At 35.9% G+C, this 18,114-nt stretch carries 17 protein-coding genes; 7 read left to right on the top strand and 10 right to left on the bottom strand.

The genetic code is table 11. The features are described 5' to 3' along the window. Window positions 1-72: 72 nt before the first annotated feature. Complete coding sequence (locus tag LA20249_RS08165; protein ID WP_057737480.1) at window positions 73-1,266, top strand: acetate/propionate family kinase; 1,194 nt, start codon at window positions 73-75, stop codon at window positions 1,264-1,266. On the opposite strand, the gene LA20249_RS08160 is transcribed toward LA20249_RS08165, so the two are convergent. Next, window positions 1,263-2,177 (bottom strand): 1,4-dihydroxy-2-naphthoate polyprenyltransferase, encoded by a 915-nt coding sequence (locus tag LA20249_RS08160; RefSeq protein WP_101836892.1) that lies wholly within the window; start codon window positions 2,175-2,177, stop codon window positions 1,263-1,265. The genes LA20249_RS08165 and LA20249_RS08160 overlap by 4 nt on opposite strands. A gap of 85 nt (window positions 2,178-2,262) precedes the next feature. Between LA20249_RS08160 and LA20249_RS08155 the strand changes: the two genes are divergently transcribed. Then, complete coding sequence (locus LA20249_RS08155) at window positions 2,263-3,234, top strand: polyprenyl synthetase family protein (RefSeq protein ID WP_057737475.1); 972 nt, start codon at window positions 2,263-2,265, stop codon at window positions 3,232-3,234. A 3-nt stretch (window positions 3,235-3,237) separates the two neighbouring features. Beyond that, the gene (locus LA20249_RS08150; protein ID WP_057737473.1) at window positions 3,238-3,459 is read left to right on the top strand and encodes a hypothetical protein; all 222 of its coding nucleotides are present in this window, start codon (window positions 3,238-3,240) and stop codon (window positions 3,457-3,459) included. A gap of 215 nt (window positions 3,460-3,674) precedes the next feature. Here the strand turns inward: LA20249_RS08150 and cydC are convergent, their stop codons facing one another. From cydC to LA20249_RS08115, 7 genes are all read right to left on the bottom strand, one after another. Further along, a complete protein-coding gene (cydC, locus tag LA20249_RS08145; protein WP_057737471.1) occupies window positions 3,675-5,414 on the bottom strand; it encodes a thiol reductant ABC exporter subunit CydC in 1,740 nt (579 codons plus the stop codon). Further along, the gene (gene cydD / locus LA20249_RS08140) at window positions 5,411-7,144 is read right to left on the bottom strand and encodes a thiol reductant ABC exporter subunit CydD (protein WP_057737468.1); all 1,734 of its coding nucleotides are present in this window, start codon (window positions 7,142-7,144) and stop codon (window positions 5,411-5,413) included. The genes cydC and cydD overlap by 4 nt, the downstream gene beginning before the upstream one ends. After that, the gene (cydB, locus tag LA20249_RS08135; RefSeq protein WP_057737466.1) at window positions 7,144-8,157 is read right to left on the bottom strand and encodes a cytochrome d ubiquinol oxidase subunit II; all 1,014 of its coding nucleotides are present in this window, start codon (window positions 8,155-8,157) and stop codon (window positions 7,144-7,146) included. Before cydB ends, cydD begins: the two co-directional genes overlap by 1 nt. After that, window positions 8,154-9,596 carry a cytochrome ubiquinol oxidase subunit I gene (locus LA20249_RS08130; protein ID WP_057737464.1) on the bottom strand — a complete coding sequence of 481 codons (1,443 nt, stop codon included), beginning with the start codon at window positions 9,594-9,596 and terminating at the stop codon, window positions 8,154-8,156. Before LA20249_RS08130 ends, cydB begins: the two co-directional genes overlap by 4 nt. Before the next feature lie 436 nt (window positions 9,597-10,032). After that, window positions 10,033-10,974: a hypothetical protein gene (locus LA20249_RS08125; protein WP_057737461.1), complete on the bottom strand. Its 942-nt coding sequence runs from the start codon at window positions 10,972-10,974 to the stop codon at window positions 10,033-10,035. A gap of 29 nt (window positions 10,975-11,003) precedes the next feature. Next, window positions 11,004-11,816 (bottom strand): bifunctional hydroxymethylpyrimidine kinase/phosphomethylpyrimidine kinase, encoded by an 813-nt coding sequence (gene thiD, locus LA20249_RS08120; RefSeq protein WP_057737459.1) that lies wholly within the window; start codon window positions 11,814-11,816, stop codon window positions 11,004-11,006. Window positions 11,817-11,927: 111 nt separating this feature from the next. Further along, window positions 11,928-12,644, bottom strand: coding sequence for a DUF975 family protein (locus tag LA20249_RS08115; RefSeq protein WP_057737457.1), 717 nt, complete (start codon window positions 12,642-12,644; stop codon window positions 11,928-11,930). A gap of 131 nt (window positions 12,645-12,775) precedes the next feature. Here LA20249_RS08115 and proC point away from each other — a divergent pair, with 131 nt between their 5' ends. Together proC and LA20249_RS08105 are read left to right on the top strand one after the other, a co-directional pair. Next, entirely contained in the window at window positions 12,776-13,540 is a 765-nt protein-coding gene (gene proC, locus LA20249_RS08110; RefSeq protein WP_057737455.1) for a pyrroline-5-carboxylate reductase, read from the top strand. 115 nt (window positions 13,541-13,655) lie between these two features. Next, window positions 13,656-14,249 (top strand): ECF transporter S component, encoded by a 594-nt coding sequence (locus LA20249_RS08105; RefSeq protein ID WP_057737454.1) that lies wholly within the window; start codon window positions 13,656-13,658, stop codon window positions 14,247-14,249. 49 nt (window positions 14,250-14,298) lie between these two features. Here LA20249_RS08105 and LA20249_RS08100 read toward each other — a convergent pair whose 3' ends face one another. After that, complete coding sequence (locus LA20249_RS08100; RefSeq protein ID WP_057737451.1) at window positions 14,299-14,973, bottom strand: type 1 glutamine amidotransferase; 675 nt, start codon at window positions 14,971-14,973, stop codon at window positions 14,299-14,301. An 80-nt stretch (window positions 14,974-15,053) separates the two neighbouring features. Between LA20249_RS08100 and LA20249_RS08095 the strand changes: the two genes are divergently transcribed. Continuing rightward, a complete protein-coding gene (locus LA20249_RS08095; RefSeq protein ID WP_057737449.1) occupies window positions 15,054-16,376 on the top strand; it encodes a C1 family peptidase in 1,323 nt (440 codons plus the stop codon). 76 nt (window positions 16,377-16,452) lie between these two features. On the opposite strand, the gene LA20249_RS08090 is transcribed toward LA20249_RS08095, so the two are convergent. Further along, complete coding sequence (locus LA20249_RS08090) at window positions 16,453-17,091, bottom strand: EAL domain-containing protein (RefSeq protein WP_083477877.1); 639 nt, start codon at window positions 17,089-17,091, stop codon at window positions 16,453-16,455. Window positions 17,092-17,331: 240 nt separating this feature from the next. Between LA20249_RS08090 and LA20249_RS08085 the strand changes: the two genes are divergently transcribed. Continuing rightward, window positions 17,332-18,066: a MerR family transcriptional regulator gene (locus LA20249_RS08085; RefSeq protein ID WP_057737444.1), complete on the top strand. Its 735-nt coding sequence runs from the start codon at window positions 17,332-17,334 to the stop codon at window positions 18,064-18,066. The last annotated feature ends 48 nt before the right edge of the window (window positions 18,067-18,114 follow it).

Here is an 18,114-nt window from a genome sequence, read left to right as displayed (position 1 = left end):
TTTATATCGGTGTAAAGTTTGATATAAAGCTATTTATAGAGAATACCTAGACCAAAAAAGGAGAGTTTTTGTATGAAGATCATGGCTATAAATGCAGGTAGTTCGACTTTAAAATGGAAGCTTTTTGAAATGCCTGATAAAACAACAATTGCTTCAGGAATGATTGACCGCTTGGGTAGTCCTAAGTCTGTCTTTAAATTAAAGTATAATGGTCAAAAGATTCAACGTGAAGAAGCCATCGAATCCAATGAAGTCGCCGTTTTGTCAATTTTGGATGCGTTAAAAGATATGAAAATAATTGAGAAGTTTGAAGATATTGTCGCCTTTGGTCATCGTGTCGTTGCCGGTGGGGAAGTCTTTAAAAAGTCTGAAATTGTTACTGAAGAAAACTTAAAAAAAATCCAGCAATTAGCTGAATATGCACCACTACATAATAAAATTGAATCATATTACATCAGTGTCTTTAAAAAATTGGTTCCTAGAGCTATTCAAGTAGCAGTGTTCGATACATCTTTCTTTGTCGATATTCCAGAGGTTAATTACCTTTACAGTATTGATTTAGAAGACTATAAAAAATACCATGTACGCCGTTATGGGGCACATGGTACTAGCCACCGTTATATCGTTTCACGATTAAATCAAATCGTTGATGGCGGTATTGGTGATAAGAATGCTATTATCCTACATTTAGGTAGTGGCGCTTCAATTAGCGCTATTAAACAGGGCAAAGCCTTTGATATTTCAATGGGCTTCACGCCACTAGCAGGAATTATGATGAGTTCAAGAAGTGGAGATATTGATTTTTCAATTATTCCTTACTTAATGAGAAAATTAGGCATTTCAGATGTATCTAAAATGATTGATATTTTGAACAATAAATCAGGTCTCTTAGGTATTTCAGGGGTTTCGCCAGATATGCGTGATGTTGAAGCACAAGAAGACACGAATCAACGCGCTAAATTAGCCTTGGAAATGTACCGTAATCGCATACTTAAGTTTATTGGTTCGTATACAGCCGAAATGGGCGGTGTCGATGTCATTGCTTTCACAGCTGGGGTTGGAGAGAATTCAACGGAAGTTCGTGAAGACATTCTAAGTGGCTTGGAATATATGGGTGTGAAGATCGATCATGATAAGAACGCTCAAAATGGTCATGAAAGTCGCATTACTACCGATGACTCAACTGTTGCAGCTTACACAATTCCTACAAATGAAGAATTGATGATTGCTCAAGATACCTATAGTTTTGCTAAATATCTTGACTAAAAATTAAAAATAACGCCTAAAATAAAGGTAACTGTCTCTGTCAAAGTTATCAGCAGAAGATTCTTAATGATCAAGGGAAAAGTTTTCTTCTTGATAGGATTTTCGCTGAAAGCTTTGGCATTTTTATATACAATTGGCGTTATGAGGAAGGTCAAAAGCATTAGTTTTGGCAATAATCCTAGAATAACGGAACAAACTAGTGCTAAATATCCAAGCACGTAAAGTGATTTCAAAATAAAGATAGAATTGGCTTTGCCGAGGTAATAAACTAAAGTTTTACGACCTAAACCGATGTCCTCTTGTTCATCAGCAATGTTATTGGCTAATAAAAGATTGGAAATTGCAAAAACGGTTAAGAGTGCAGAAAGAAGTGCATCCGCATAAAACTTAAAGTCTAAAGTAAGATCAGGTACATTCACAACGTTGATATAAATGGCAATTAAATAAATAACGTATCCCATGGTAAAACCAGAAAAGAACTCTCCGAAGGGGCCACGATTAATTGGCCAAGGTCCTCCGGCATAACAGAATCCGACAATGAATGAAAATAGACCTAAATAAAGTAAAGGCAATCCTGTCCTGTAGACGATAAATAAACCAATAATAGCCGCAATGACTGAGAATGAAAGATCTAACCAGCCAATCAAATGAATGTTGAGATGGTGAACGCCGATGACATTGGTTTGGCGACGGAAACTCTCATCACCGGTGGCATTCTTGTAGTCCCAATAATTGTCATTGATATCGACGGCCATATTGAAAAGAAACATGGCAATGAAAAATAAAATCAAATCAAGAGCGTTAATAGAATGCCAGTGATAATATGAGTACAATGTTCCCATTAGAAACGGGAAGACACTAGCTGTTTTAGCTTTGATCTCGACGAGCTCAAAAAATACTGAAGGTTTCACAAAAATCATTCCTTTGGATTTGATAGATTCTATTATAGAATTATTTTTGAATACAACAAAGTAATATAGGGGTAAGAGGAATTTTATGGCGAACTCAATTTGGAAAAATTATCCTCAATTAGGGGAACAATTGGATTTAACGACCAACTTTATTCACAAGATGGTAAAGATAAACAATTTAGAAATTAGTTCAATGATTGTCAATTTAACTTCAGAAGGCAAGATGTTGCGTCCAGCCTTTTTCTTGTTATTCAGTGAATTTGGCGAAGACAGACCAAAGGATTCAGAATTGATTCCTTTGGCAGCATCGTTAGAGATCTTACACGTTGCAACTTTAGTTCATGATGATGTGATTGATGATTCGCCATTACGTCGATCACAACCAACGATTCATACAAAATATGGACGCCGTAACGCTATTTATGCAGGGGATTACCTATTTACCTTGTATTTTGAATTGATCTCCAAGCATTTACAAAGTAATACTGATATTTTGAAGAATGCTTTGAGTATGAAAAAAATTCTGATTGGTGAGTTGGATCAAATGTTGATTGACTTCAACGTTGAGGCTACCACCGAGATGTATTTTAAAGAAATTTCGGGAAAAACGGCCGAATTGTTTGGTTTAAGCGCACAGATGGGAGCAATCGTCAGTGGAGCTAATCAAGAAGTGATTGAACGCTGTAAAAACATTGGACATGATATCGGGATGGCTTTTCAAATAATTGATGATATTTTAGATTTCAGTAGCACTTCACAAACTGGGAAACCAGTTCATGAAGACTTGAAAAATGGAGTCTATTCATTACCATATATTCTAGGTTTGGAAGATAAGAACCATCATCTGATTGAAATTTTATCAAAGAATCATTTAACAGCCGACGATGATCAAAAAGCAACTGCAATCGTGGTTGATAATGGCTATTTGAATCAAGCCAAGGATATTGCACGTGAATTTACTGACCGAGCTGTAATTGAGATTGAAAAATTGCCTAAGAAACGTAGTCAAGAAGTTTTAAAAAACGTTGTTAAAAGACTAATCAATCGTATTAAATAGGGGATGCTAATAATTAAACTGGAGAAGAAAGAAGCACTTCTGGAAAGGGTCAATCAGTTTTTGGGGGACTTGTATAAATCAGTTGCCGAAGAAAACCAAGTAAAGAAAGAAATTCGAAGTGCTTATAATAAAATCAATCGCCCTGAAAAAATTTCGCAAAAGTATGACCAAATTTCCCAAACAATCAGAGATTTGAATTATAATTTTCAACAGTTGGCGTTGTAAAAGAAATATCACTTTAATGAGAAGCAAGATAAAATTATCAATGAATTAAATAGAGTATCTCGTGAATCAATTTTACAAAGTGGTATTGGTATTATTAATGGAGTTGTTTTTCATTAAGAAACATTCTAAAAATAGCATCTATTTGGAGTCGAATTCCACCGATTTTAAGAATCGATGGGCTCTAAATAGGTGCTATTTTTGTAACGTTATAACGATTATAATCCTTGATCCATTTTATAAAGTTCCTTGAAATGTTGATTAGTTTTATACAATTCTTGAGGCGACCCTTGCATTTCGATTTCTTCGTTATTAATGAAGACGATTTTGTCGACGTGTTTGACACCTTGCAAATGATGGGTTACCCAAATGATTGTTTTATCTTTTAACACGTTAAAAATAGTTTCCAAGAGGTCATTTTCGGTAATAGGATCCAGACCGACAGTAGGTTCATCCAATAAGACGATAGGAGCGTCTTGCAGTAATATTCGAGCTAAAGCAATCCGCTCTTGTTCACCGCCGGAGAAACGGGAGCCATTTTCACCAACGAGGGTATTGTACTTATCAGGTAGCGTTTCAACTAATGGTTTTAGTCCCACACGTTCTAAGGCCTGTTTAACTTCTGCGTCGGAACGTTTTTCGTTTCCTAAACGAACGTTATTCATCAAAGTAGTATTAAAAAGAAATGGTTTTTGATTTAAGACTGAGAAAATTTTTTCACGACTAGTTTGAATTTGTTGAACATTTAGGTTATTGATTTCAATCGTACCCTTTTGAGGAATCAAATCACCTAAGATCAGTTGTAAAATAGTTGTTTTACCAATGCCACTAGGACCTAAAAGGGCCAGCTTTTCTCCGCGAGTGATAGTCTGTGAAAAGTCCTTAATAAGGATTGGAGAATCAGTATCATATTCGAAACTAACATGTTGGAGATCTAATTGCTGAAAATCAGCTGGTTTTAAGTCAACTTGTTTTGGTAGGTTACTTTTGACTGGTTGGAGTGTATTGAGCCGATTAATTGAATCTTTATATAAAGGCCATTCTTCAAATCCCTGACTAACAGGAATAATGGCATCTGATAGTGGAAAAATAGCTAAAACAACGGCAGAAACAAAGTTAGCCTGAGCTTGATTACCAGTCATAGTTAGATTGGTGAAAATTAGGAAACAAACTACGATTGCAGCGAAAAAGAATTGTAGAGCAAAGTCACGATTACGTCTGAAGGCTTTCGATTTATTCTTCGAGTGATCGAGATTTTGAATATTTGCGGCGGTCAAATTTTGAAAATCGGTTTTTCTTCCAGAAATGATCCAATCATCAACACCTAAAATATTGTCGGTGAGTTGAACATAAAGGTCGCTTTTGACTTGTTTTTGATAGGCTCTTCGAGCACTTTCAATTGTAACCGAGAAAAGTGGGACTAAGAAGACTTCAATAAAGAGTAGTAGGAAAACGAAGAAACCAAAGGATGGATTAAAAATTCCTAAGGCGACTGAGGCAATAATTGTCAGTAAATAAGCAATTACGGCCGGAAAAATAGTTCTTAAATATAGATTTTGTAAGTGACTGATATCCTCGGATAAGAGTCCCATAATGTCACCAGTTTTGTGATGTTCGTTAAAGAATGAAGCGTCACTTTCCAAAGTTTTATAGAGTCTAGTTCTCAGATCAGAAGTGACTCGTAAGACCCAGTTATGGCTCTTAAGGCGCTCAGTGTATTTAAAAACTGGTCGACCAATACCAAAAGCTCTTGTTAAAAGAATCGGTACGTAAATCAGCAGAATGTTGACTGGATGAGTGGCAGCTTTATCAATTGTATAGCCAGAGGTGAACATTAAGGCTGCAGCACAAAAGGAAGTCATCAATCCTAAGAATAGTGCTGTGATGAGAAGGCCCTTGTATTGTTTGATATAAGGTTTGACCCAAGTATCGTGTTTGAAAGTTTTAAAGAAGTTCAAATTTGTTCACCTCTCATATTACTAATTAATTGAAAGAAAGCACCGTTATGCTGGCTAAGCTCGTCAGGAGTGCCTTGTTCAGCAATTTTACCGTTATTCATAACGATGACGTAATCCATTTCTTTGATCCAATGTAGTCGGTGTGTTGCAAAAATAACCAAATGGTTTTGAAATAGTTTCTCCATTGGTTTCTTTAAGGCATACTCAGTTTCAATATCCAGATGGGCGGTTGGTTCGTCAAAAATCAAAACGTGTCGATCATCAGCTAAGAAGGCCCGTGCTAGCATGATCCGTTGTTGCTGACCACCAGAAATACCACGACCACCTTCACCAATCTGTGTTTGGAATCCGTCATTTAAAGTTTTAATAAATTCTGTTAGACCAGCCTCATTAGCGGCTTGAATGATTTGATCCATTGAGGCTTTAGGACGATAGAAAGCAATGTTTTCGGCAATTGAGCCCGCAAATAAGTATGGTGATTGCGGTAAGAAAGTTAATTTGTTTTGCCAGTTACTTTGTTTAAAATTAGTTAAATTTTGTTGATTAATTTTAATATCAGCGTGGTCAGGTATAATGAATCCTCCGATGGTTCTGATTAAAGTAGTTTTACCGGAGCCAGATTTTCCAATCACGCCAATCTTTTGATAGCCTTTGAGCTTCAGTTGGTCAATATCCAAACTGACCTCATGGTTGCTTGTTCCTTGATAAGAGAACTGTAAACCTTTAACTTCGACTTGAGAATCTTTGTTCCAGTCAAAGGTTTCTAATTTGTCCTCTTTAGCTTTACTAGGACGTTCGAGAATTTCAAAAATAGCGGCTAAAGCATTTTTACCATTTAAGGTAGCGTGATAGTCATTGGAGAAGTTTCTAAGTGGTAGGAAATATTCTGGAGCCAAGATCAAGGTAACTAGAGCCGGGAAGAGAGGGAAACTATTGTTAATTAGTCCTAAGCCTAAGAAGACGGCTAGAATAGCAATTCCTAAGGTAGTTAACCAATCGAGGGCAAAAGTCGATAAAATAGCGATTCTCAGAGTATTCATTGTCCGACGGCGATATTCGTCACTGACGGTATAGATATTTTTAGCATAGCGCTTACTTAGACCCAACATTTTTAGAGTTGGCAAACCTCTTAAAGCGTCTAAGAAGTGATTAGAAAGAATCGTATATTGTTTGTACTGTGAATCTGCCTTGGCTTGAGCCGCTAGGCCTAAAATAATCATGAAGAGGATAACTAGTGGCACAATGATCGTCAAAGTTATACCTGAAGCAATATTTTGCGTATAAATATAAATTAATAAAACTGGTGGAATGATGCACATGTTCATCAATTTGGTAAAAATCAATTTGAAATAATTTTCAACTAAATCAATGCCATCAAGGGATGAAGTAACCAAATTGCCGGTTCCTTCGTCTGAAATCATTTCGGGTCCAGCCTGATAGACTTTATCTAATAACTTGCCACGAATTATTTCGGAAGTTTTACTAGCATAGCTTTCGACAATCTTGGTGTTAATCAGATTGAAGAGATGTCTTAAAATAAAGGCCGCCACAAAGAGTGTCATCGGCGTGATGATAGTTTGTAACGCTTTTTGTTCCCACGAATTTACTAAAGATTCTGCTAAATACTTACCTTGGAATAAGACAACAAATGCCTGCAAGAGAGTTAATCCTGCAAGCATTAAGAGTAGTTTCTTTGTTCCTGGTAAGCGAAATAAACGCTTATCAATCATTAATATTTCACCGTATTTTCCCTTGGATTTATTCTCTTTGTGAATAGAGAGTATGACCAGATAAAGTAGATCGCTATGATTGGTACCAAGATACAAGCTACAATCGTCATAATTGTGAGGGTGTATTGTGAATTGGCGGCATTTCTGATCAAAATGCTATGTGCTGGGTTAGTAGCAATCATGACACGTGGGAATAGTCCGTTGAATAATAAGACAATGACCATACTTAGTGATAGACCGCTACCAATGAAGCTGAAGCCTTCTCTGTCCTTTAGGACTCCATAGTAACCTAATAGTGAGAACAAAACAATTAGAGCAGTGATTAAAAGTGATGAACCGAATCTCTTTGTAAAGAAGTCAGTTTGTAGAAAGACTAATACTGCAAAGACGACTTCGCCTAGAAATAGGATTGGATATAATATTTGATTTAATTTACGAGCACGTTCACGTAATGGACCTTCGATTCTTAATCTGATGAAGTTTAAGCCGTGGACTAATGATAACAGCACACCAGCAACGCCTCCGACAACAGACAAGAGATTAACAACGTCAAAGAATTTAGGGAATGCATCACCATTGGCATTGATAGGAATACCTTGAACCATGCTGAGTAGAATCATGCATAGGAAAAATGGTGGGATGATACTACCAGCGAAGAAAGTCCACATCCAGAGATTTTTACCAGTTCTTGTTTCAGCGTGTTTGTGGAATTCAAAGGATACTCCACGAAGAATCAAGCCGACTAAAACTAATAGAAAAAGAATGTAATAACCTGAGAACAATGTGGCATACCAGAGTGGCAATGACGCAAACATTGCACCACCGGCAGTAACTAACCATGTTTCATTACCGTCCCAATGAGGACCGATAGTGGACATTAAAGCAACTCTCTCCTCATCGTTTTTGGCTAGGAATCGAGTTGACATACCAACACCAAAGTCAAAACCTTCAAGAAAGAGGAAGATTGAAAAGAGGAGTCCAATTACAATAAACCATAATGTACTGAGTGTCATTTTCCAAAAGCCTCCCTTGCAAATGGGTCTACATTTTGCTTGGAATCAATTTCTTCATAATATGGACCATGATGAAGCGTTTGTCTTGAATACCAAATCATAACGCCGCCCAATAGTGTAAAGAGTAAGAAGTAAACAATATTACTGAATAATAGACTGGCAACGGTTGAGGTTGGTGAAACAGCTTCGGCAATTGTGAATAGTCCATAAACGATCCATGGGTAACGACCGAATTCAGTAATGAACCAACCGGCAGAATTACCAATAAATGGAACCCAGATACAGATTCCTAAGACCACTAACATCCACTTGTGGTTTTCGATAGTATTCCTACTCTCACGTGAGAAGATTAAACCAACAAGTGAGACTAACATGATCAAGGCATCAATTCCGGTCATAACTCTAAAACTCCAAAATAGTGTCTTTGGTGGAACGAAGTAATTCATATTCTTACCAAACTTTTTATCATACTTAGCATGTAGTTCTTTGTTAATGGTATTCATACCCTTAACAGAACCGCTTAATTTGTGATAAGCCAACAGACTCAAGACACCAGGAACTTCAATCTTACTGCCAGCCTTGTGATCCTTGGCATTGATTAATTCAACAACGGTCCAAGGTGCAGGACTCTTAGTGTCTTCATAGACACCTTCAGTGGCAGCAAATTTCATTGGTTGATCTTTGATGATTTGTTGCGTCTGTAAATCACCAGCACCAGCAGAAAGAATTGCAAAAATTAAACTAGCCCAAAGTCCAAAGCGTAAAGAAGTTTTAAAGAATTGGTGTTCATTCTTCTTTTTACGCAATAACCCCCAGGCACTCATACCTGTAATAACTACAGCAGCAGTCATGAAAGCCGCTAAAATAACGTGTGGAAAGACTTTCCACAATTGTGGATTTCTGATAACAGCACCGAAATCAGTCAACTGAATCCGATGTGTAACATTGTTGATCTTAAAACCAGTTGGATGTTGCATGAAACTGTTAGCAGCTAAAATCCAAATGGCTGAAAGCATAGTACCTATTGAAGTTATCCAAATCATAAGTGCATGTACACCTGGTTTGAAACGATCCCAAGTGAACATCCAAATTCCAATAAAGACTGATTCAATAAAGAATGCTAAAAGAGCTTCGATAGCAAGTGGGGCGCCGAATACATCACCCATGAAACGTGAGTATTCAGACCAGTTCATACCGAACTGAAACTCTTGAATAATACCGGTAACGATACCTACAGCAAAACTTAGAAGGAAAATTTTTCCCCAGAACTTTGCCATATCTAGATAAACCTTGTCTTTCTTAACAGCATAAATAGTTTCCATGATAGCAACTAGAAATCCCATTCCGATTGAAAATGGAACAAAGAAGAAATGGAAGACAGTTGTCATAGCGAACTGAAAACGTGCCAGAGAGACAATGCTTAAACCCATTGTGAGCATTGTAAAAACCTCCTTAGAACAGTATAAATTTAAATCCTAATCACACATTTATCATATGATTAATTAACTTGATAGGCAACAAAATTGACTTGTGAAAAAGGGCTATCATTGTTGTTATCATCTCATATAAGAAGAATCATATGAGAGCATGTATATATTAATGTCCTAACTTAAATATAGTACTTTGAAATCGCTTTTATCATCAGTATTGATAAGTTTTTTTTACAAAATACAGATGTACTACGAAAGGACTAAATTAGTGTATAGGCATAGGTGTTATAACGATACATGTAGACAAAATGGATAGAACGAATCAAGTATAGCTGAGGGATTATCATACCTATTTCATGGTTTTGGACCAATATTGTAGTTCCATTGCTACACTAAAAATAAAATGAGCCTAGCAATCAAATGTGATTACTAGGCTCATTTTGTCTTAATGACGCCCACTACGAGTTCTAGTAGGTCTGCCAAAATTATTTGGATTATTTCGTTGTTGTGAAGAATTCAATTGACCCTCATTACCGTTTTGACTGTTTTGGTTATTGGGGTTGAAGTTCTGTGGTTGTTGATTAAAGTTATTAGGATTCCTAAATTGACCATTACTTGAATTTGGTTGACCTTGCGGGAAATTCCTTTGAGTTTGACCAAAGTTTTGATTCGTTGGTTGATTAGGAAATGGTTGTTGATTGTTATAGCCGTTATTCATTTGTCCGTTTTGATTCATCGGCTGTTGTTGGTTATAACGGTTATTATTATAATTCTGAGATTGATTTGGCGCTTGATTAGGACGATATGGTTGATTCATTGGTTGTTGATTATATTGTCCATTTTGAGGTTGATATTGATTTGGTTGATTATATCCTTGATTGTTATTTTGATAAGGATTATAGCCATAGTTTTGTTGATTAAAATTGTTCGGTTGATTATTGAATTGCCCTTGATTCATCTGGTTATTGAACTGACCATTGTTATATTGATTCTGATTGTCGTTTGGTTCATCTTCTGGAACGGGATTAACAATTGTATCAATGATAACAATTATTAAATCAATTGCACCAATAATAATACCGACCCAAGCCCAAATTTTTAAAAAGCTGGCACCAGGCATATTGGCATTAAATAGTCCCATTAGACCACCTAGAATTAAAATGATGAAACCGACAATATCAGGAACTATACTGTATGTCCGATTAGTGAAGATATAAATTGCAGCCGAGATAATATAAGTTATTGCCATAAGAATACCAGCTGCACCTCCAATGGCACCTGTACCGACTAGAGCCGCAATGAAGCCTTCAAATCCAGACTTAACCATTAAGATGATTGATAGTATAAGCAATAAAATACCGGCAGAAATTTTTGTTATTCTTACCATAAAGTAACCTCCGATTTTACTAACAAATACTATTGTATATCATCCTTTATAAAATGGTTAATAGGACCATATTTATGGCCAACATCAATTTCATTTTTAATAGCATTGTAAGTAAATGTTTTAGCAGTTCTGATGGCATCTTCCATATTCTTACCCTTAGCGATTTCCGCCACGATACATGATGATAAAGTATCACCAGTACCATTGATATGATCGGTTTTAACGAAGGGTTCAGAGATCCAAAATGATTGACCATCTTCTAAGAGAACGTAGTCTTCGACTTCACTGATAGAATCGTCGCTATGTTCACCCTTTATCATAATATTTTTTGGACCTAAATTGCGTAATTTATGTGCTGCCTTAACAATTTCTTCTTTATTGTCCAAAGCTAAACCAGATAATTTCTTAGCTTCATAGAAATTAGGAGTTATTAGATCAGCTAAAGGAAACAGTTTATCAATTAGTGTTTGATAAGCTTCTTTTTCAAGTAGCATAGCACCATGTTTAGTAATAATGACAGGGTCAAGGACAAAAGTACCAAATGGTTTATCGGCGATTGCTTTAGCGACAGTTGTGATGATTTCAGAATCAGAGAGCATCCCAGTTTTAAAAGCTGAAACTTTAAAATCATCCTTAATGTCATTGATTTGGCTATTGATGAATTTAGCCGACATATTGACGCTGTCATGGATTCCATAAGAATTACCGGCAACAGCAGCAGTTAAAACAGACATTCCGTAGACACCGCGTGCCATGAAAGTTTTTAGATCAGCTTGTGCTCCAGCACTTCCGTCAGAATCGGAGCCAGCAATTGTTAATACTTGTATAAAATTATTCAAAATTAGTCACCCACCTAATTAGTTGTTTCCTACATATTAACAGAATCAAAAAAAATATGATTGTGATTTTATCATTTTTGTACAATAAAGCGATTATGTCGAAGATTTACTAGATTATTCAATATTGTTTTTATTATTTGTAGAAATTAAATCTTGATAGAAGTTAGCCATAGTTAATTTGTAGTAGGGAAGAATCCAGATATAGCCGATTCCCAAAGTAATGGCGCCAACTAACCACCAACCAATAAAACTAAGCTGTAGAACGAAATAACGGCCCTTATTTCCAACCATCAATTGGCGGCTACGTGTAATGTAGTCAGTCAATGAATAATTGTCAGCTAGTCCACGGTCGTTGAGATCTTTATAAACAAAATATGTTTGTGAGTAGGCCATACTCTTGATGATTCCAGGGATAAAGAGAAGGATTGACCATAAAATAGTAAAAATATAAATAAGAATATAAATAAAAATTAGTTTCCACCAATCAGGACTGCGGAAGTAGGTAAAATTGCTCTTGAGTGGTTCAAAATCAAGTTCTGAATCTTCAACCCAATCAAGTCCTCTAAAGGTCGCCGAAAGAGAAATTAGTAAAAAGATTAGGCTAATAATAAAGGAAACCAAGCCTAATGAAAGAAAGCTGGGCAGAAAATTCCAGTTACCATAGTAAATAGAATTACGAACAGCGCCTGATGAATTGGATCCATTAATATTGATATTGAAAATAATACTTATCGCGGGAATTAAATAAAGCAAGATAGCTTTTCCCCAATTCCCCTGCAATAAGTTTTTTACGTCTGCTTTGAGTTCTGCTCTTGTCTTATACCTATTCATAAATATCCCTCCTAAGACCACAATGATACAATAAATCCAAGGAATACAAAACTAATTGAGATAGCTATTACTACTAATGTGAAAGTAATTTCGTATATAATGAATTTAACTTTAGTAAAGGAGTAGATTTTATGATTGGATTTATTGGTGCTGGAAGTATTGGTGGAGCCGTTATAACGGGTCTAATCAAGAATGGTTTTGATGCAGATCAAATCACAGTAAAGGGTGGCCGCTCTAATCGAGCACAGCTTTTAGAAGATCAATTAGGTTTCAAAATTGTTAAGAAAGTTAAGCAATTGGAAGATGCTGAAGTGATCTTTATTGCCGTTGGTGCAAATGCTTTAGACAGTGTTCTAAGTGAGTTAAAAGAGATAGCTGCCGATAAGTTAATTGTGGCATTTACAGGAAGTGCTTCTATTTCAGTCTTAAAACAAGGTCTAGGCGAAGTAAAAGTAGCTCACGCTATTCCTAATACTCCTGTGAAAGTAGGAGCAGGTTTTACAGGAATTACTTATTCAAGTGATTTTACCGCTGCTGATAAAAAGAAAGTCGCTTCCATTATGGGATATACAGGACAAATCGTAGAGGTACCAGAAGATCAGCTTGGTATTTTGGGAACTGTTGCTGGATGTTCACCAGCCTTTCTTGATGTATTTATTGAAGCTTTGAGTGATGCCGGTGTTAAGCATGGTTTGAATCGTCAACTTGCTTATGAAGCTGCGATTGGTATGGCTATTGGTGCCGGTAAACTGGCTAAACAATCTGAATTGAACGTATCAGCTTTGAAAGATGAAGTTACCTCACCGGGTGGTTCAACGATTAAAGGTGTGGCGGCACTAGAAGAAAATGGATTCAGAAATGCTGTTATTAAGGCTGTTGATGCGGCTGAAGAGTAATATATTGTAAATTTTTGGCATTAGGTAATTGAAATATAATTACCTGATGCTATTTTTTGTTCTTTGAAGCTTAATCGGGTAAAATTAAGAAAATTAATTGAGGACGTGAAGATCTTTGCAAAAACGTAAGGCATATCGGACAGCCATTTTAGGGATTTTAATAGCAATCATATTTGTTCAATCAATGGTGCCTTTTTTAGGATATATTCCGACAGGATTTATTAATATTACAATTATTCATATAACGGTAATTGTTGCAGCCATTGTTTTAGGACCAAAGGATGGGGCAATCGTTGGTTTAGTATGGGGAATTGGGACGATAATTCGTGCTTTTACCAGTCCGACATCTATTATTGATACAACGGTGTTCACTAATCCAGTTGTGGCTGTTTTACCACGGATTGCGGTGGGCCTTGTTGCAGGTTGGATCTATTTGTGGTTTAGAAAACATACACAAAAGAAAGTTCTGGGGATGGCGATAGCTTCTGGAGTAGGTTCATTAGTAAATACGATTCTAGTTTTAGGTTTGATGAGAATGATGTATGCTACTACGATGGCTCAAGCTTACGCCACACAAACGGATCTCTTGAATAAGTTATTATTGGTGATTGTGGGAACAAATGGCGTTCCAGAAATGATTGTTGCTATCATAATAGCTCCTGCGATTTCTAATGCTATTTTTAAGACAAATAAGTTTTTGGACAAATAAAATACCCTGATAGAATTCACTTAGTTGAGAATCCTATCAGGGTATTATTTTATTTAACTTTTTTAGCCATACGTTCTTTATGTGATTTAATAATTTCATCAGCGATGGCGCGGGCAACATTTTCGTTTCTGAGAATTGGTCCGTGAGAATAGCTACCGATGGTATTCTTATAACGCATACCTTCTTGACCGCTGTCAGGGTTATTACCATAACCTTGAATCATTGTACCAAAAGGCTTGAGTTTATCTTTGTCGTCAAAGTAAGTTCTGCCACTGTGATTTTCAAAGGCTTTTACCGTACCCCACTTAGTCTTGTATTCAGTGTCACCAATCATACGGCTATCGGCTTTAAAGATTGTGTGTAGCGGTAGGATGTTCAAACCGGGAATGGTATCGCCAGAACTAGTTTCATAATACTTACCTAAGAATTGATAACCACCACAGATACAGAGCATTGGCTTATCGGCTTCAATATAGTCTTTGATAGTTTGACGATGTCTTTGTAGGTCAGGAGCAACGACGGATTGTTCAAAATCTTGACCGCCGCCAAAGAAAACGAAGTCATAGTCAAAGGCATTGAACTTCATTCCTAGACTGATATTATCGACGATTGTATCGTAGCCTTGTTCTTTTAAGAGAAAGCTAAGGATTTTAACGTCGCCGCTGTCTCCATAAGTATTCATTAGATCTTCATACAAGTAAGCAATTTTTATAGTTTCTGTCATGATAATTTCTCCAATATAAATTAGAAGCATTGTAATTTGGTTAAATAATTGTAATATAGTTTAATAACGAGGTGATGGAATTGACAAAGGAAATCAATAAGGAAATTTTAGCAGATTTTAACAAGAACTTAAATCAAGATGCAACTAATAATGTTCTAAAAAATTCTGTAGCACAAGTAGGAATTTATAAAGCTTCAGAAGATCCAGAGGTTAAAACAAAGTTAAATCCATCTTTTAACATTGTTGTTGACACTGGAAAAGTCTCCAACCAAAAGCAATCAGGACGCTGCTGGTTATTTGCAGCTTTGAATACATTGAGAACTGAATTTGCGCTGAGAAATAATCTCAAAGACTTCGAGTTATCACAGAATTATTTATCATTTTATGATCGTTTGGAAAAATCTAATCAATTCTTCCAAGATGTTTTGGCAACAGCAAAGTTACCCATCACGGATCGAAAAGTGAATAATCTTTTCAGTTATCCTAATGGCGATGGTGGTTTCTGGGATTATGCAGCTAATTTGATCAGTAAATATGGGGTTGTTCCTAACTATGTCATGCCAGAAACGGCTGCTTCCGAAAGTACTAGCGAATTTGATGCTGTTTTGAACAAGCTCTTACGTAAAAACGGAATTGAACTAAGAAAACTAGTTGAAGAAGATACTGAACAAGCAAAAATTGATCAAAGTGTTGAAGAAATGTTGAGCGAAGTTTATAAACTGTGCGTTTACTCATTTGGTCAACCACCTAAGGAATTTGAATTGTCACTTCAAACTGACAATGGTAAGTTAATCGAGGAATCAAGTATCACACCTAAGGATTTCTTCAAAAAGTACTTTACAGCTAATTTAGATGATTATATAACAATTGAGAATTCTCCACAAAAGAGTAAAAAGTATCATCAAGTTTATGAAATTTCAACAGCAAATAACGTCGTTGGCGGAAACGGACACAAGTTCTTAAACCTACCAATGAAACGTCTGCAAGAATTGACAATCCAACAATTGAAGAATAATCAATTAGTTTGGTTTGGAAACGATGTTTTGAAACAATCAGATCGTAAGAAAGGTTATTTGCTAGGTGATTTATATCAATATGACAAAATATTTGGTATTGATAGTCAAATAGAAAAAGGACTAGCGCTTGATTACAAGGAAGCCGAAGTCTCTCATGCGATGACTATTACTGGCGTTAATTTGCTTAACGGTCAACCAAATCGTTGGAAAGTTGAGAATTCATGGGGTGTGGCAAATGGTCTCCATGGTTATTACCTAATGGACGACAAATGGTTCAACGACAATACATACGAAGTGGTTATTGATAAGAAATATCTCACAGAAGAAGAAATTTCTGAATTCAATCAAGAACCAGTCGTATTGCCGGCTTGGGATTCGTTAGCTTGATCTTTTTAATAAATATAATTAAAAATGCCGCTGTGACAATCGAATGATTATCATAGCGGCTTGTTTGTGTGTTTTGTTAAACAGCAGAGGGTTTGCCATAAAGGTAGCCTTGTTGGATATTGATGCCATACTTTTTAGCTAAGATTTGATCTTTACCATCTTCGACACCTTCAAGTATCATGTCTAGGCAAAATTCTTTTGCTTGTTTGACCCAAAAGGAGAGACATTCTGGTATTTTCTCTGGTTTACCAGACATACGAAAGTTTTGCATAGCAAATTTGATTCGATCCACATATGGTAAGAGGTTTCTGATATTATCATACGTGTTAGAACCAGTACCGACGTCGTCGATAACCAGAGAGATATCGTAGAGATGCAATAGTAGACTAAACTCTTTAATTTTACTCAAAGGCACTGACTCGGTTAATTCAATCGTTAAGTTGATGGGAGCAATTCTCTTCTTGAGGGCAATAATTTCCCCTAAAGTTAACGGATCAGACGCTTGTTCCCGATTTAAGTTAAACGAAATAACACGGTCACTTTTCCCAGTGGCGTGTTTTAAGGAATTGGCAGTTTTTTCAACCAATTTGACTTGTTCCCCAACAGAAAGCTCAGTGAAGTCCTTTGGTAAGTGCCATGATCCATTATCTTCTTTACGTAGTAAAACCTCATATCCAAAAATGGAATTATTGCCTTTGTTTACTTGTGGCTGAATAAAAAAACTATATTTCGTATCTCTATCCTCCTATAGTTAGGGTCTATAAATGTTTCTTCCATTGGCCTATTCTATGACTTTTTTACAAGTATATCAATTAAATAATATTATACTTTTATCGCAAAGAATAAAAATGTTTATTTGTGAAATTATAACGCCGTTATAGTACTTTTTGATAAGTTAATACTTGCAAGTCCTCCGACGTAATGTTGTAAAAATGATTAAAAGAGGTGAAAATCTATGTCAGAATTTACGACGGGAAAATTAGCTAAATTAACGGGAATCTCCATTCGTACATTACAATATTACGATAAAAGAGCACTTTTGAAACCTAGCAAAATCGGTGAAGGTGGTCGAAGAATTTATACCGAAACAGATTTGAGCAAATTGAAACTGATTTTACTACTAAAAGGATTAGGCTTATCTCTCAAAGCGATTGCGGAAATTCTAGAGAGTAAGAATTCGATCGTGATATTGAAATTACTACTCGAACAGCAGCAAAAAATTCTTAAAGATTCTATTGATGATTCGAAAGCACAATTAAAAACCGTTGAGGAATTGTACCGTAATTTACCGCAGATAAACCAAGTCTCCATAAAAACGATTGATGACATAGAAGATATTATGAATAACAAAAAAGGTTTAAAAAAAGTTCATCTAAAAATGATTTTATACGGACTCCTAATTGATGTACTTGAATATGGAACTTTGGCTTTAGGAATTTTTAAGAGAGTTTGGTGGCCCTTTTTTGGATCTATGATTTTAGTCATCATTGGTGCAATTTTTTTGACAAGATTTTATTTTCAAAAAACCAATTATATTTGTCCAAATTGTAATTCAGAGTTCAAGCCTAGTATCAAAGAGGCCTTTTGGGCTAGTCATAATTTTCGAGCACGTAAATTAACTTGCCCTGTCTGTGGTAAGAAAGATTATTGTATTGAGGTTTATGACAATGGAGATTCAGCTTCTTGGTAACGAAATTATCAAAATTAAGAAAAACCTGCTATAATAACGACATCTTGG

The sequence above is a fragment of the Companilactobacillus alimentarius DSM 20249 genome (assembly GCF_002849895.1).
GTDB lineage: Bacteria > Bacillota > Bacilli > Lactobacillales > Lactobacillaceae > Companilactobacillus > Companilactobacillus alimentarius.
Note: the sequence above shows the minus strand (reverse complement) of the source record. Positions and strands in the feature narration are given on the sequence as shown.

Excerpts from the sequence above, each read along its gene's own strand:
- LA20249_RS08150 (WP_057737473.1), top strand. The coding sequence starts at position 3,238 with ATGCTAATAATTAAACTGGAGAAGAAAGAAGCACTTCTGGAAAGGGTC.
- LA20249_RS08115 (WP_057737457.1), bottom strand. The coding sequence starts at position 12,644 with ATGAATAGGTATAAGACAAGAGCAGAACTCAAAGCAGACGTAAAAAAC.
- cydD (WP_057737468.1), bottom strand. The coding sequence starts at position 7,144 with ATGATTGATAAGCGTTTATTTCGCTTACCAGGAACAAAGAAACTACTC.
- LA20249_RS08165 (WP_057737480.1), top strand. The coding sequence starts at position 73 with ATGAAGATCATGGCTATAAATGCAGGTAGTTCGACTTTAAAATGGAAG.
- LA20249_RS08100 (WP_057737451.1), bottom strand. The coding sequence starts at position 14,973 with ATGACAGAAACTATAAAAATTGCTTACTTGTATGAAGATCTAATGAAT.
- cydB (WP_057737466.1), bottom strand. The coding sequence starts at position 8,157 with ATGACACTCAGTACATTATGGTTTATTGTAATTGGACTCCTCTTTTCA.
- proC (WP_057737455.1), top strand. The coding sequence starts at position 12,776 with ATGATTGGATTTATTGGTGCTGGAAGTATTGGTGGAGCCGTTATAACG.
- LA20249_RS08125 (WP_057737461.1), bottom strand. The coding sequence starts at position 10,974 with ATGGTAAGAATAACAAAAATTTCTGCCGGTATTTTATTGCTTATACTA.
- LA20249_RS08130 (WP_057737464.1), bottom strand. The coding sequence starts at position 9,596 with ATGCTCACAATGGGTTTAAGCATTGTCTCTCTGGCACGTTTTCAGTTC.
- LA20249_RS08155 (WP_057737475.1), top strand. The coding sequence starts at position 2,263 with ATGGCGAACTCAATTTGGAAAAATTATCCTCAATTAGGGGAACAATTG.
- LA20249_RS08085 (WP_057737444.1), top strand. The coding sequence starts at position 17,332 with ATGTCAGAATTTACGACGGGAAAATTAGCTAAATTAACGGGAATCTCC.